This window comes from Marinobacter sp. V34 (assembly GCF_055524115.1).
This window is the reverse complement of sequence record NZ_JBUPZY010000004.1, coordinates 1-14,398: the sequence shown is the minus strand read 5'-3', so window position 1 is coordinate 14,398 and position 14,398 is coordinate 1. Positions and strand designations below refer to the sequence as shown.

14 protein-coding genes are annotated in these 14,398 nt (G+C 51.2%); 10 read left to right on the top strand and 4 right to left on the bottom strand.

Annotated features, from left to right (window positions below):
* Positions 1–38 precede the first annotated feature (38 nt).
* Entirely contained in the window at positions 39–281 is a 243-nt protein-coding gene (locus AC0B60_RS07805; RefSeq protein ID WP_465085195.1) for a DUF1127 domain-containing protein, read from the top strand.
* 26 nt (positions 282–307) lie between these two features.
* Here the strand turns inward: AC0B60_RS07805 and AC0B60_RS07800 are convergent, their stop codons facing one another.
* Complete coding sequence (locus tag AC0B60_RS07800; protein WP_465085194.1) at positions 308–499, bottom strand: hypothetical protein; 192 nt, start codon at positions 497–499, stop codon at positions 308–310.
* A 189-nt stretch (positions 500–688) separates the two neighbouring features.
* Between AC0B60_RS07800 and AC0B60_RS07795 the strand changes: the two genes are divergently transcribed.
* The 7 genes from AC0B60_RS07795 to AC0B60_RS07765 are packed head-to-tail and all read left to right on the top strand — an operon-like array spanning position 689 to position 8,318.
* On the top strand, positions 689–1,222 hold the full coding sequence (locus tag AC0B60_RS07795) for a YfiR family protein (protein ID WP_465085193.1): 534 nt from the start codon (positions 689–691) through the stop codon (positions 1,220–1,222).
* A complete protein-coding gene (locus tag AC0B60_RS07790; RefSeq protein ID WP_465085192.1) occupies positions 1,219–2,673 on the top strand; it encodes an ATP-binding protein in 1,455 nt (484 codons plus the stop codon). The genes AC0B60_RS07795 and AC0B60_RS07790 overlap by 4 nt, the downstream gene beginning before the upstream one ends.
* Before the next feature lie 54 nt (positions 2,674–2,727).
* Positions 2,728–3,183, top strand: coding sequence for a response regulator (locus tag AC0B60_RS07785; protein WP_040474253.1), 456 nt, complete (start codon positions 2,728–2,730; stop codon positions 3,181–3,183).
* A gap of 13 nt (positions 3,184–3,196) precedes the next feature.
* On the top strand, positions 3,197–4,888 hold the full coding sequence (locus AC0B60_RS07780) for a putative bifunctional diguanylate cyclase/phosphodiesterase (protein WP_465085191.1): 1,692 nt from the start codon (positions 3,197–3,199) through the stop codon (positions 4,886–4,888).
* A 56-nt stretch (positions 4,889–4,944) separates the two neighbouring features.
* Positions 4,945–6,669 (top strand): thiamine pyrophosphate-binding protein, encoded by a 1,725-nt coding sequence (locus tag AC0B60_RS07775; RefSeq protein ID WP_465085190.1) that lies wholly within the window; start codon positions 4,945–4,947, stop codon positions 6,667–6,669.
* A gap of 18 nt (positions 6,670–6,687) precedes the next feature.
* Complete coding sequence (locus AC0B60_RS07770) at positions 6,688–7,521, top strand: citrate synthase family protein (RefSeq protein WP_465085189.1); 834 nt, start codon at positions 6,688–6,690, stop codon at positions 7,519–7,521.
* Positions 7,518–8,318 (top strand): citrate synthase family protein, encoded by an 801-nt coding sequence (locus AC0B60_RS07765; RefSeq protein WP_465085188.1) that lies wholly within the window; start codon positions 7,518–7,520, stop codon positions 8,316–8,318. The genes AC0B60_RS07770 and AC0B60_RS07765 overlap by 4 nt, the downstream gene beginning before the upstream one ends.
* 28 nt (positions 8,319–8,346) lie before the next feature.
* Here the strand turns inward: AC0B60_RS07765 and AC0B60_RS07760 are convergent, their stop codons facing one another.
* Complete coding sequence (locus tag AC0B60_RS07760) at positions 8,347–10,476, bottom strand: TonB-dependent receptor plug domain-containing protein (protein WP_465085187.1); 2,130 nt, start codon at positions 10,474–10,476, stop codon at positions 8,347–8,349.
* 222 nt (positions 10,477–10,698) lie between these two features.
* Entirely contained in the window at positions 10,699–11,547 is an 849-nt protein-coding gene (locus AC0B60_RS07755; protein ID WP_465085186.1) for a substrate-binding periplasmic protein, read from the bottom strand.
* Positions 11,548–11,771: 224 nt separating this feature from the next.
* Here AC0B60_RS07755 and AC0B60_RS07750 point away from each other — a divergent pair, with 224 nt between their 5' ends.
* On the top strand, positions 11,772–12,479 hold the full coding sequence (locus AC0B60_RS07750; protein WP_465085185.1) for a DUF1223 domain-containing protein: 708 nt from the start codon (positions 11,772–11,774) through the stop codon (positions 12,477–12,479).
* A gap of 33 nt (positions 12,480–12,512) precedes the next feature.
* Here AC0B60_RS07750 and AC0B60_RS07745 read toward each other — a convergent pair whose 3' ends face one another.
* Positions 12,513–12,863, bottom strand: coding sequence for a DUF3703 domain-containing protein (locus AC0B60_RS07745; protein WP_465085184.1), 351 nt, complete (start codon positions 12,861–12,863; stop codon positions 12,513–12,515).
* 480 nt (positions 12,864–13,343) lie between these two features.
* Between AC0B60_RS07745 and AC0B60_RS07740 the strand changes: the two genes are divergently transcribed.
* A complete protein-coding gene (locus AC0B60_RS07740; RefSeq protein ID WP_465085183.1) occupies positions 13,344–13,631 on the top strand; it encodes a hypothetical protein in 288 nt (95 codons plus the stop codon).
* Positions 13,632–14,398 lie beyond the last annotated feature (767 nt).

Below are 14,398 nucleotides of genomic sequence, written 5' to 3'. Positions count from 1 at the left end.
TCATTGTAGTCATCGTTCATATTTAAAGGAAGATGAAAATGAAAGCCACCCTCGTCAACCAAACACTCGGACAAGCACCATCGATTGCATGTGTTCCCTCAAAGAGCACTACCCTGAGGCGGGCCATCGCAGCCATCAAACGCTACTCGGGGCGTTGGAGCCGCCGGTACCAGTTGAGACAGTCGCTGTATGAAATGAACACCCAACTGATCGAAAAAGACATAGGTCTGCCCTACGGCAGCCTGGCAGAGGAGGCACACAAGCCATTCTGGCGTGAATAGTCACCGCACTGATCCCCGGCTGGGGTTCAGCGACGGGTCTTCCAGAACGGGCTGTGTGCTTCTCGCACTAATTCGGCTCTGGTTGTTCCGATGTCCCATGCCAATCGGTCCAGCTCTCTCATTGGCATTCCCCGCAGGCGTCTTTTCAGGCGAGTGCGGGTTTTTTGGTTATCGATATAGCGCTTGATCCTTCGAAACAGGACTTTGTTGATGTTCATATTCCACCTCCGGTGCCTGATAAAATTCTATTGCTCCAGTGTTGGCGGAACAGGCACAGAAGGGTGCTATTGGGGGAGTACAGATTTACGATACAGTTGACGCCAGCGAAACGGGTGCTAACCTTCCGTAGGTGCCGGGCTCCCATATGATTTATTTTTCAACATGACTATTCGTTTCGTGGCCGACTTGTGAGGGATCACCTGAAATATCTTATTCCCCTAGTTCTCAGCCTGTGTCTCAGCCTGGCGTCGGCGCATGCATCTATACGCTCGGAATATGAAGTCAAAGCGGCGTTCCTCTACAACTTCACACGCTTTATTACTTGGTCAAACGGGGCAACCGCTTCCGCGCCTCTTGACGTGTGCATCTACGGCGATGACCCCTTTGGCAACCTGCTTGATCCCATGCAAGGTCGTAAATCCCAGGGCAGGGAACTGCAGCTTCGATACCCCAGCGTTCCGGCCGACATTGCGGGATGCGACGTACTTTATATAGGCCAGTCCCAGTCCAGAAATGTCGACGAACTTCTCGAAATGGCCCAGAGCCAGGAAGGCATACTGACAGTCAGTGATTTGCCAGACTTCATTCGCAAAGGCGGGATTGTCGGTTACGTAAAGCAGGGTAATGTCATTCGTTTCGAGATCAGCCTGAAAGCCGCAATGGAAGCGGGCCTGACCATTAACTCCAGACTTCTGGAGCTGGCAGTGAGGGTCCTGAGATGATTGGGCGGTGGCGGTACTGGCGGCTTAAAACCAAACTGCTTTTTCTCACGCTGTTCACCAGCGCACTTGGCATCGCCCTGGTCTGCGCGAGCCTCATTTTTGTTGAGAACCAGAATTACCGGAAGCAGCTCGAATCCGAGCTTCATGTCATTGCCGGCATCCTGGCGGAACAATCCGCTGCCGCCCTGGTATTTGAAGACAACGAACAGCTGAGCAGCATTATCGCCAGCCTCAAGCGTATCGACACCATTCGGCAGGCCTGTGTCTACGACCAGCAGGGCAATGTAATGACGTCTCTTTCAGGCCGGCAGCAGGGCCAATGCCCGTCGGTTGGTTCGTCGTTGGAAGTAGGGTTCGTCGAGGACGTCTATCGGTTATTGATGCCGGTCACACTGGACAACGAAGTGGTCGGGCAGCTTTTCCTCGCATCACACCTTGAAGTTTTGCGGGGCCATATCCGGACCTTCGTATTCGTTGCCTCTGGTATCGGTGCGGTGATCCTGATCGCGCTGGTGTTTTTGGCCCTCAGGCTACAGAGAATTGTGTCCGAACCTATTCTCAAGCTTTCAGAGACTGCCGAGCGCATTGCCCAGGATCACGATTATTCAATTCGTGCGCCGGTTACCGGCACCGACGAACTCGGGCGCTTGGGCAACACTTTCAACGAGATGATCAGCACCATCCAGCAACAGAACCGCCGTATCCTGGAGAGCCGTGACGGCCTGGAGCGCATCGTCGAGGCCAGGACTTCCGAGCTGAGCATGGCCAACCGTGAACTGGAGGCATTCAGTTACTCGGTCTCCCATGACCTGAGGCAGCCCCTTAGAGCTGTTGAAGGGTTTGGGCAAGCACTGGAAGAAGATTGTGGCGACCAGTTGAATGACATCGGTAAGGATTACCTGAAGCGAATCCGCGCGGCAAGTGTACGGATGGCTGGCCTGATCGACGGACTGCTTGTTCTTTCCCGCGTCAGCCGACAGTCCATGGAAAATCAGACAATAGACTTGAGCCAGATGTTGGAAGAAATTGCGGAAGAACTGCAAGGCATCAGTGATGATGTGCCAACGGAAATTCTCATACAGCCGGCTATGTGGGTTGTAGGCGATAGCCGAATGCTGCGTGTTGCATTCCAGAACCTGCTGGCGAACGCATGGAAATACAGCGCCAAAGAAGAAAAACGAATCGTCGAAGTGTTATCGAGAAGAGAGGGGCGCTGGGTCTCTATTGAGGTCCGTGATAACGGTGTCGGCTTCGATATGAGGTACATCGACAAACTGTTCGTGGCGTTCAATCGACTTCATACGCCGTCAGAGTTCGGTGGCACGGGTATTGGCCTGGCGACCGTATACCGTGTGGTTCGCCGGCATCATGGCGATATTTCCGCCACGTCACAACTGGGTGAGGGTGCGAGTTTTATTGTGAAGTTGCCTGTTTCGGGAGATCAGGACTAGACTGTAGTCAGATTTAACCTATTTATGCAATTCATTGAAAGGGCAAATAAAATCATGGATGGCCATTCAATCCTTGTGGTTGAAGACAACCCGGATGATCAGGTTCTGGCAGTGCGAGCTCTCAAGAGTGCGAGCGAAAACAGCCCTGTCATCGTGAAAGAAGACGGGCAGGAAGCCCTGGATTTCCTGTTTGGCAACGATGCCAGGCAGCCGTGTAAAGATCTGGATTCGCTCGGTCTTGTTTTGCTTGATGTAAAGCTTCCAAAGGTCAGTGGCCTGGAGGTCCTGAAAGGCATTCGCTCCTCACCACTGACCAACTGGCTGCCAGTTGTTATGGTTACATCCTCTGATGAACCGGCAGACCTGTTGAATGCATACCGCCTGGGGGCCAATAGCTTTATCACCAAGTCGATCAATTATCGGGAGTTTACGGAACAAATGAAGTTGCTTGCCCGCTATTGGCTTTTTGTCAATAAAGTGCCCAAGGCAGGTGCGGTTCGCTCGTTTTAAAAAGGTAAGGCCATTGACAGACACAGCCAGCCCTCTACGGATGTTGATCGTCGAAGATTCAGAAGACGATGCGCTGCTTCTACTGCGAGAGATGCGCAAAGGAGGCATCGCCCCCTATCATGAGTTGGTAGACAGCGAAGACCGTCTGTCCTATGCCCTTCGCCGGGGTAAGTGGGATATCGTCATTACCGACCACAACATGCCAGGTTTTTCTTCCTTTCGAGTATTGGAGCTGACCAAGAAGTACTGCAAGGACCTGCCAGTAATCATCGTATCCGGAACGATCGGTGAGGGCGTTGCCGTTACTGCCATGAAAGCGGGTGCGCAGGATTACATCATGAAGGACAACCTGTCCCGACTGATTCCCGCCATTGACCGGGAGGTACGTGAAGGATTCATGCGTCAGGCCAAGCGTGTTGCCGAGAATGCTCTGGAGCATATGGCCTTTCATGATAGCCTGACCGATCTTGTGAACCGTCGAGAGTTCGAACGGCGACTGGTACAGGCGCTCGAAGACACCCATAAGACTGGCAGCCAGCATGTACTGCTCTATCTTGATCTCGACCAATTCAAGATCATAAACGACACCTGCGGTCATGTAGCCGGTGATCACTTGCTTAAGCAGGTCGCCGCGTTGCTATCACATCAAATTCGCTCTGATGACACCCTGGCTCGCCTTGGCGGCGACGAATTCGGGGTACTGCTGCGAGGTTGTGATGCGGTTCACGCGCAGAAGGTCGCCGAGAAGTTGTGCGAAGAGGTCCACGAATTCCGTTTTGTATGGCAGAACAAGCCGTTCTCGGTGTCGCTCAGCATCGGTATGGTTTTGATCAACGAAAACTACAACAGTGCTGGCGAACTTCTCAGCCATGCCGACTTGGCCTGCTATGCTGCCAAGGATCGGGGGCGAAACAATGTCCAGCTGTACGAAACCAACGACGTTGATATGCAGCAACGTCAGCGGGATATGAACTGGACCAGCCGAATTCAGCAGGCCCTGCAAAACAACAGTTTTTGCCTCTGGCAGCAGGAGATGGTCGCCCTTCAGCCAGAAGCCTCCGATGGTTATCGAACCGAGTTCCTGGTCCGCTTGAACGAGGGGGATGACATAATACCCCCTGGTGCCTTTATTCCCGCGGCGGAACGCTTCAACTTGATGACAAGAGTTGATCGCAAGGTCATTCAACTGGCATTTGATTACCTTGATCGCACGGGTCTTGGCCGTGAGAGCACAGGAACGTTTTTTATCAATTTGTCTGGAAGTTCGTTTAACGAACCAGAACTGTTTCTGTACATCAGCCAGTTGGCGGAGCGGTATAAGCTCATTCCAGAACGTATCTGCTTTGAGATTACTGAAACCTCCGCGATTGCCAATTTGAACGCGACTCAGAAGTTTATCGATTCCTCCAAAAGGCGGGGGTTCAAATTCGCGCTTGATGATTTCGGCGCGGGCATGAGTTCGTTCTCCTATCTGAAAGCCCTCCCAGTGGACTACCTGAAAATTGATGGTGGTTTCGTCCGCAACTTGCTGGACGACCCAATCGATTTATCCATCGTCGACGCATGTAACCGAATTGGCCACTCCGCTGGACTCAGGACGGTTGCCGAGTTTGTCGAGAACGACGAGGTAAGAGCCCGCTTGGTCGAACTGGGACTCGATTACGCCCAGGGATATGGGATTTCCAAGCCTCGACCGCTGGAATAGTTAACCTTCCGTTTTTATTCATACTTCAATGGACGTAACCTCCAAAAGGATTATCAATGCTCGAAAATGGTGACTTGATTATTCGCTATCTTGAGCGATTGGGAGTTGAGTATGTATTTGGGGTTCCCGGCGGGAGTATTGAGCCTTTTTATAATGCGCTTGCTCGCAGCGAAAGACGTGGTGGTATCAAAGCGGTCATCTCAAGACACGAAGCGGGCGCGGCGTTCATGGCCGAGGGGTATGCCCGGGAAACAGGTCGACTGGGTGTGTGTTGCTCAACGGCGGGTCCTGGCGCAACAAATCTGATAACGGGTGTGGCGTCTGCCTATGCTGACAACATTCCTATGCTCGTTATCTCAGCTCAGACGTCACTTGATCGCTTTGGACAGGGATCTCTTCAAGAAAGTTCTTGCACCAGCATCAACACCATGGAGATGTTTGCCCGTTGCACACGTTACAACACGTTCGTCTCGCATACTGCCCAACTTGAGACCAAGTTGCTTCAGGCTGTCAGCTATGCACTGGGAAACCAACCGGGCCCCTCGCACTTGGGCATTCCGTTGGATGTGATGAGACACCCTGTTTCCGATGACTCCAGCCACCACAATCTACGAGCTTTTACTCATCACAACGTTGCGCCAAGCCCAGATTCAATCCGGCTGTTGTTAGATGAGCTGTCGGCGGCTTCAAAAGTAACCGTTGTGCTGGGGGAGGGCGCAGCGGAGGCTGCGGATACTTTAGTTAGCCTGGCGGAGTCGAGGAACTGGCAGATGGTGACTACGCCTCGCGGCAAAGGGATCGTCGATAGCTATCACCCGCTATACCGTGGAGTCTTCGGATTTGCGGGACATGAAAGCGCAGCGGAAGCACTCAAAACCGAAAACACAGATTTGGTACTGGTGGTTGGGTCCGCTCTGGACGAAGTATCAACCTCCGGATGGGATACGACAGCCATACTCTCTGAGCGTTTAGTGCACATATCGAGAAATCCTGAACACCTCACCCGATCTACGATGGCCCGATTGGTCATTCTGGGTTCGCCAAAGCTAATGCTTAAGTCTATTGCAGACGAACTCGCGATTGAAATCGGCGGAGGTTTTGTCTCAACGACAGCGCATCATGCGCAATTACCCGCACAGATACGTCTCGATAACCGGGCAGCCTGTGAGAATTTCAACGGAAAGATAAAGCCACAGGCTCTAATGACCTATTTGAGCAGGGAGTGCCCCGCAAACTCCAGGGTGCTTATGGACAGTGGCAACAGCTTCCTCTGGGGCATTCATCATTGGAATATCCGCCGTCATGAGGATCAGGATCCTTCCAAGAAGTTTTTTCATATTGGTATTGGGTTTTCTTCAATGGGTTGGGCGATAGGGGCTTCGGTAGGTGTAGCAGCAGCTTTAAAGAACGCCCCGGTCGTATGTTTTACAGGCGATGGTAGCTATTTAATGGCTGGTCAGGAAATCACCACCGCATTGCAGGAGAATCTCAACCTGCTCATGGTTGTACTAAACGATTCCGCGCTAGGCATGGTTAGGCACGGGCAAAGCCTCAGTGGCGGAGAGCCAATTGGTAATAGTTTGCCGGTTATTCGATACGCTGATATGGCTAAAGCAATGGGGATAGAGTCCTATCGCATTGAAACAATGGAACAACTGCTTTCCCTGGATCTTGGATCAATCCTGCAGAGACCAGGCCCGTGTTTATTGGACGTAATCGTTGACAGGGATGAAGTTCCGCCCATGGGATCCAGAATGAAGGTTTTAACTGGCGCCGCTTAAAGATAAAGAGCACTGTATATGACTTCCAATTATGTCTACCACTCTAACTTTTGGCTGGAAGAGCCGGAAGAGTCCAACCCATTCGCAGCCAAGCAGTGCTTTTGCTCAGGCTACGATGTCTATGGCGAAATCGTCCCCCAGGCTCACTGGTTCGATTATCTGTTGCTCATGTTTGATGGTGAAAAGCCCGCTCCCGGAAAAACAGGGCTTTTGGAAAAGCTTGCCATGATACTGGCGAATCCAGGCCCCAGAGAAGCAAGCGTCAGGGCCGCCATGAATGCCGGGGTAGCGGGCACCAATCACAGTTCTGCTCTTATGGCGGCATTGGCAGTGGGAGCCGGTCAGTATGGCGGTGCACAGGAAGTTTCTGTTGCGGTCAGACTCTGGCGTGAATGCGGTAGAGACCTCCCAAAATGGATTGAAAAGCTCTTCAACCCAGAAGAGGATGAGAGGGCTGATATTTGGCTACCAATGGAACATGCCCCAGGGTTTGACCCCAACGGGAAGTCCATCACTACGCCGGTATGGCAGGCGCTGCAGTATCTCGTTAACTTAGCCCCTGAAGATGGTGCGCTCCGATGGCTGAAAAAACACAGGGAAGAACTCGAGCTAGCCGTCGGCTATCCTCTCGCCCTGAGTGGTGTTGCTGCGGCGGCTTTTGTAGATCTGGACCTTAACGAAGACCAGGCCAGCATGTTGTACCTCATATTGAGACTGCCCGGAGCCGCCGCCCATGCAATTGAACAGAAGGGAATGGGGTGGAAGAAGTTTCCATACTACGGACCAGCTATCGAATTGGCAGACGACCCCGGCCCGGCTTCTGCCGATTCCTATGGGGAGGATGGACAATGAGTCATGAGCACCTTTTTGAAACTGAGAGCCGGTGGTTAACCTACAAAGGAAAGGCGTATTTATCCGATCGGGTGGTTATGCATGGCAAAGACCTGCATAAAGAGTTGGGTGAAATGGATTGGATACATCTCTATCTGTACGCCATCTTAGGCAGAGATCCTGGTGAGAATGTTGCCAAACTACTTAATTTTTATTGGGTTTCGACCAGTTACCCGGATGCATCCATTTGGCCCAACCATGTGACCGCGCTGGCAGGAACCGTTCGAACCACGCCGTCACTCGCGCTGATGGCCGGCATGAGTGTTTCTGAAGCGTCCATATATGGCCGCAGACCGGAAGTTCGTGCTCTGGATTTTTTCTACCGGGCGGGGCAGTGGTGTGATGATGGTGGCCAGCTAACAGATTTTGTCGATCAGGAAAAACAAAAGGGGCGAATCCTATACGGCTATGGCCGCCCGCTGGCAAAAACTGACGAACGCATATCCTACACACTCGATAAGGCCCGAGAACTTGGATTGGCGGGCGGTCGCTATCTCCAGATGGCATTAGACGTACATCAGCACCTTGATGAGAAACATGGATACTCGATGAATGTGGCGGCAGTTCACGCAGGACTTGCAGCCGATATGGGCTTGACGTGTCAGGAGTACCAATTATTCCTCACCCCATGTTTCGTGACAGGAATGGCTCCATGTTATCAGGACACCAGGGACAAACCTGAAGGTAGTTTTTTTCCAGTGCGCTGCGAGAGTATCGTTTATGGTGGTCCGGCCAAACGTAAATGGCGGTCGGATTGAGCGATTTGCACTTTTGGGGGAAACAGCTTCAGAAACGGTATTGAAGCTCCCCAACTATTTGTCGCCCTGGCATTGGAAAATCATTGGGGATTGCGGGGATGGGATCTGCATAGGGACTGGGATCTCTAACATTTTCGTCAAGCAAATTCTTTACCGCAAAAGAAAGCGTCCAATCGGGCAAAACATCAACGGCTCTTAGTGTTAAATCCACGGTTGCATAGTCATCCACTGGGGAGCGGGGGTCATTGGCCACTCGCTTCTGCTCGCCAACCCAATTGACCTGCGTGGAAAACTTCCAAATCGGGCTTACACTCCATTCCATACGCCCATACAGCTGATGGTTCGGTGCTTCGCCAACACCAGAATTGTTTCGTTCATCGGTCGACTTTTGATACGCGTAGTTCGCCGTTAACTTTATTTCGTCGATTGGACTGTAGGAGAATTCAACTTCACCACCATGCCCTGTCCGCTCCTCAGAGTTCCGGTACTCCTGAGATACTGGGCCGGTGACAGCAACTGCCGTGATTAAATCATCAATCTCGTAGTAGAACAGATTAATACCGTAGAACACCTGCGCGCTCAGTTGATGGGAAACAGCAATTTCCAACGTATCGATCGTTTCCGCGCCTAAGTCCGTGTTACCCATCGTGACGGGGTTGTTCGCCACGTAAAGCTCATTTAGCGAAGGGGCACGGAATGCCCGTCCGTATAGGAGCTTGGTGGTGATTGTGTCGGTGGTTGCCCAGATTAAAGCAGCTCGGGGATTTACTGCATTGCCGAAATCCGAATAGTCATCGAAACGAATACCGCTTACCAGTTGCCAATTCTGGGCGAACTGCCACTCATCTTGCACAAAGACATAGTAGTTGTTGCGATCCTCTTCGGGCATCCAAACCTCAGTCGGGTCGCCTGAAACATCAACCACGGCACCCTTGGGACTAAAATCAGGATTAAAGTTCTTTCTTTCAGTGACCTCGTACAGATCAGCCCAAAGCCCCCCCAAACCTATGTGTATGCGATGATTTGTAAAGCCACGGTAGATCGCACTGAGGTCGAAGCGAGCCTGGTTTTCCTTGTATCCCGGGCTTCCAATCAAACCCTCCGGAAAATCACCGTTAAAGGCTCCGGGCGGGTAGAGTACAATGTCGTTCTCTGGTTCCTGGGTTATATTGAAATAAGATACCCGTGCTTCCACATCCAGCGCGTCAACAAGATCAGGCAAGCGATAGCCGAAATCTGCATTAATCCGCCTGGAGGAGAATTCGCCTTTTGGATCCAAGGCTTGCGCAACGCCCGGGCCAGTGCCAAGGTTGCTGCGGTCTTGGAGTCCTGCGCGGAAAGTCCATTGTTCGCCGCCAACTTCAAAGCGAGCATCCAACTGATCTACACCTGTATTGACGGGGCCGGGCGCCAAAGAAGCTGAAGTACCGAACATCTCGTCAAAGTTTGTTTGAGCATCTCGCTCGACCGTTTCTCGCCATCCGTCGGTGGTTTGATACTCAAGAATCATGCTCATGCCCAGATCGCCTACCTGGTGGCCAGATTCCAACCAGCCTCCACGAGTATCAAAACTCCCAACCCTTCCTCCAATCGTTTGACCATCCACTGATTCGGGGCCTTTGGTAATGATATTGATGACGCCGGAATAGGCATCAGCACCATAAAGCGCAGAACCAGGGCCCCTGATAACTTCGATTCGTTCGATCGCCTTAACTGGCATGCCACCCCACGCGTTGCTGCGATTTCCGTACATCATCGTGGTAGCGGGGATTCCGTTGATTAGCATCAGTGCTTGAGGGTTATTGCTGGAAGTAATACCCCGAAACACATACTTGGGTGAGAACGCTTGATCGGAGTGATTCACATGGAGCCCAGGCACTGTTTCAAGTACCTGGTCCAAGTCCGTGGCGCCCATGGCTGCAATATCGTCCGCATTGATAACTGAAGTGATCGCAGCGGCCTTATCCAGCGGTGTTTCGGTGCCAGAGGCAATTGAGACAACACGAATTTGACCGAGCTCTTCCAAGGGAATGTCCCAAAGGGAGTCGTCCGCGGCAACAACATTGGAAGAGGCTGAATAGCAAAGAACGGCGGCTACCACCCTCGAAACCACTTTGGGGCGTAAAGCTCTGCTTAGGGGCGATAGACGTTCCTGCATGCGCAATCTCAGCACTTTACTCTTAGCATTATTTGAAACGATTCAGTCAATGATTGCACTCCGAGACCCGCTACTGACAAACCCGGCGGTCACACTGCCAGGGATGGCACACTTTTTGGCCAAACAGCGACGAAAAATGCAAGCTGAATAGGAGTTTAGCTGCATTCATCGTATAAGCAAGTCTTAAACGGAATGGAACCTAACGATACAACCAAACCCGTATTACTTGGCAGGCGGAGGGGAGCAGGGCGCCACTGTGCTGCTCCAATTGACGAGTTTGTCTTCCAGTATCCGGGCGGTCCTTGGCGTGCTGTTCTCAGCGACCGCTTTTTCAATGATGGCTTGATACCTACCGTTGTTGCGCAACTTGGTTAACCCATCATTGAATGCCTGCCTGAGGCCGGCTGACTCCGCGTTAAACACCAAGTGGTAAAACGCTTTCCGGAGCGGTTTGGGGTGAAATGTCAGGCGATACGCCTGGGAAGCAAATTGCTTTCTTATCATCGCTTCACCGACGACGGGATCCATGGGAAACAAATCAATGCGTTTAAGGAGCAGTTTCTTGAAATTAGCCGCATCGGAGGTGGTGACGTCGGCGTCGACGAAACCACTCTCAATAACGCCACTGAGAGTTTCGCCGTAACTGTAATCCTGTGTCAGACCAACTCTCTTTCCTTTCAGCTCCACCAGGGCATCCCAGTCAAAAGTCTCATCAGCGCGGTGATAGAAAACGTATTGATACGGCAGAAGAGGAGAGGAGAACAGGAAGTCACGGCTTCTTGACTCCGTGCAGGACCAGACCGCAGAAGCCTGATACTTTCCGGATTTAACCATTGCCAGCGCCCGCGACCATGGAAGAAACGCAAACTCTACGTCGACACCTTCGCTTTTAAAGGATTCACGAATAATCTGGGAGACAAAACCACCATCAGGTAGATCGTCGCCTAGGTACGGCGGCCATTGCCCGGTACTAATTTTAATGGTGCTCGCTCCAAACAACGTAGGACTAAACGAAACAAAGATCAGAACCATGAAGTACCGAATATACCGACATCTTTTTGGGCCTTTCATCTGTCCAAAATCCTGAGATTCCTGCGTTGGAGGAGCTACATTTTATACTGCTATCAAACCTCGCAAACATCACAAGGTCATATTTCTCGCAACATTATGTAAACGACAATCGGAGAAGAGCCGTCACCAAGTGTTATAGAAACGTTATGTTTGGGGAGGAACCAAAACCGTCACCTCTTGCTCTGATCCATTAATATAGATGGCCAATCTCTTGTGAGGTTCCCATGACAAGATGGTTTCTTGCGTTGCTTTTCCTGTCGCCGTCGTTTGCCAACGCCGCAGAGTGGAGTAGCGGAACGAGTAGAACCGACGTTGTTGAGTTGTTTACTTCAGAGGGATGCAGCAGCTGTCCGCCCGCTGATCGCTGGCTGAGTTCTTTGAAGAGCAATCCTGAGCTTTTCAAGGGGTTCGTTCCCATGGCATTCCACGTTGACTACTGGGATTACATTGGCTGGAAAGATCCGTTTGCAAAACCTGCTTTTAGTGAACGCCAGCGTGAGTACGTGCGGGAAGGGCACGTTAGTCAGTCCTACACTCCGGGTATTGTTATTAACAACAAAGAATGGCGCCAATGGTTTCGCGGGCAACGCACCTGGACAGACGACACGAAACAGGTCGGGGGACTCAAGGCTAGTGTTAATGACGAACGTCGCTTTAAGGCGGAATTTGATGGCGAGAAAGCCGGCCAGCTGCATATAGCCATACTCGGTATGGGGTTAACAACATCCGTGAAGGCTGGAGAAAACCGGGGCCGTGAACTCTCACACGAATTTGTGGTGTTGAAGTTGATAACAGTACCCGGAGAGAAAAGCTGGACCATTACACTTCCGGAATTCCCCGAAAAAGGCCAGAAACAAAACGCTATCGCAGCCTGGGTGACCCCCAACAATTCACAGACGATTCTGCAGGCAGTGGGTGGCTACGTCGACTGAAAGTGGGCCATGCTCGATGTTTCATTTTCTAGCCTAGTGACGACTCTCCTTATGAAGCACAAGAGCGAGATCTTCAGGCAAAGGCATTGGCGCAAACGGACTGACGTTCGCACGCCCAGTATTTCCAACTGGAACCCATATGCGAGAAAACAACAAGGCGGCGAACGTTCGAGTAAACTGCCCAACGACTTCTCGTATGTCACGCATCCGCCAACCAAGTTTGAGCATGCGTATGTGGGTAGCAGTATGCGGGATTGCGTATTTCTGACTCAAAATATGAGCGCGTTCAAGGTGCGCGAACGCCTTTGAAAAGTCACCCGAATCCTCAGCCTCGCGCGAGGCTATAAGTTCTGCTTGATAGAACGCTTTCAGATCGCCTTTCATCGTAAGGGTGCTTCCATCGATTGTTGATTTATGAGCTTCACAGAGCCCGTTGCTAGCCGTGATTAAAAACTCTGTAGCAGCTACAGAGTCAACTCAATTCGCGTCAAATTTCATATGGGTGGCCAGATGAGTGAGTTTTGTCGAGTAGAGTGAGGGGGCTTGGGATGGGTTTCAGCTGAAGTTTATTATAGAATTTAACATAATATACATTATGCGCACTACAGGATTTGAGCGATGGACGAACTGTTAGCTCTTTTTGGGCGAACACAGAAAGTACTAAAGAATCGTCACAAGAAGTACTAAATTTTCACAGAAAGTACTTAATTCGTCGTCCACTCGCCTAAGAGTATGTTTCTTCTGAATTTTCAGATCCTCTTGCTCACACCCGATTTGGACATGTTTAAGAGCTTTGATGCTGGCCAGCTAACTTACTTCAGTGGCATGATGGCTACTTGGACCAAAGTATTGCGGGTGAGATCTATGAGTACGAAAGCATCGATTACTGGTGGGCAGCGACACCACCTCTATTTTCAGGAGTATCTGGATGATGAGCCAAGGAATGTTTTCTTTGAGCTCACCAAGCCTCGTGAATACTCGGTTACAAAAGAAACAACGCGTGAAGGAGCCATCGATAACTTGGTCGTGGAAATCCCTGCCGAAATTATGGACGACATTGCCATCGCCTGGATCAAGAAGCGGAAACTACAAGGCGCTGTTGGCGGCCCCGTCGGAAATGAATGGGGAAGTCCGGACTGCCCATGGGAGTGAGCTTTCCCTGACGATATGACAAAAATCCGTTAAAATAACATTAATACGGATTTTAATTTTACCCTATCCTTGCGCTTAAGTTGCAGGAAGTTGAGCGCAATAAACTGGCCGCTTAAACGCGGTCATTTGGACAACTGGGTTGAAAATCGCCGCAAACCGGAATCCATGATTTTGCAGGATCGGCCGAATTGGAATTGGCAAAGCACATTCGAATCAAGTTAATCTAGGTAAACTTCAGTTTTCGAGGGCCTCCCAGCAATGTCGAGTTCAGAAAAATCGGAACCGCCACAGAACATGTTTGTGAGACGAAATGCCGAGAAGGAAGCCGCGCGCATGGAAGAATACAATGATCCCGAGTACGGTAAGGCAATCCGCTACCTACTTTACAGCGGCGTTTGTCCTGCCCCCGTTCGAGCACCGTTCAACCGATAAATCTCCCATTGCCCCTTAACCAAGCCGGGAGTTGGGAGGGCACAGTTGGTGATAATCAGGAAAATAATGTTTACTTCGTTCAGCCCAGTGGTGACAGTGAACCGATAGAAGCGATTTGCTGTGCGGTAAGGTCGCAAAGCGGACATTCGGGTTATGTGACAGCAAGGCCTAAATTGGCCTCCGTGCAAAGCAGAGGCGTCGTGTCATCCTGTAGTAGCCCCCATTTAAACCGGACACCTTGGTAGAAGCAAAGGCCTAGGCATAGACCTAGTGCAAAGGAGTGTCCAAGGTGGAGAGAATCGAAGTCATAACCGGAGTGCAGCGTCGTCGCCGGT

Coding starts and splice junctions, on each gene's coding strand:
- AC0B60_RS07805 (WP_465085195.1), top strand. CDS start 39: ATGAAAGCCACCCTCGTCAACCAAACACTCGGACAAGCACCATCGATT.
- AC0B60_RS07800 (WP_465085194.1), bottom strand. CDS start 499: ATGAACATCAACAAAGTCCTGTTTCGAAGGATCAAGCGCTATATCGAT.
- AC0B60_RS07790 (WP_465085192.1), top strand. CDS start 1,219: ATGATTGGGCGGTGGCGGTACTGGCGGCTTAAAACCAAACTGCTTTTT.
- AC0B60_RS07785 (WP_040474253.1), top strand. CDS start 2,728: ATGGATGGCCATTCAATCCTTGTGGTTGAAGACAACCCGGATGATCAG.
- AC0B60_RS07775 (WP_465085190.1), top strand. CDS start 4,945: ATGCTCGAAAATGGTGACTTGATTATTCGCTATCTTGAGCGATTGGGA.
- AC0B60_RS07770 (WP_465085189.1), top strand. CDS start 6,688: ATGACTTCCAATTATGTCTACCACTCTAACTTTTGGCTGGAAGAGCCG.
- AC0B60_RS07765 (WP_465085188.1), top strand. CDS start 7,518: ATGAGTCATGAGCACCTTTTTGAAACTGAGAGCCGGTGGTTAACCTAC.
- AC0B60_RS07760 (WP_465085187.1), bottom strand. CDS start 10,476: ATGCAGGAACGTCTATCGCCCCTAAGCAGAGCTTTACGCCCCAAAGTG.
- AC0B60_RS07755 (WP_465085186.1), bottom strand. CDS start 11,547: ATGAAAGGCCCAAAAAGATGTCGGTATATTCGGTACTTCATGGTTCTG.
- AC0B60_RS07750 (WP_465085185.1), top strand. CDS start 11,772: ATGACAAGATGGTTTCTTGCGTTGCTTTTCCTGTCGCCGTCGTTTGCC.
- AC0B60_RS07745 (WP_465085184.1), bottom strand. CDS start 12,863: ATGAAAGGCGATCTGAAAGCGTTCTATCAAGCAGAACTTATAGCCTCG.
- AC0B60_RS07740 (WP_465085183.1), top strand. CDS start 13,344: ATGAGTACGAAAGCATCGATTACTGGTGGGCAGCGACACCACCTCTAT.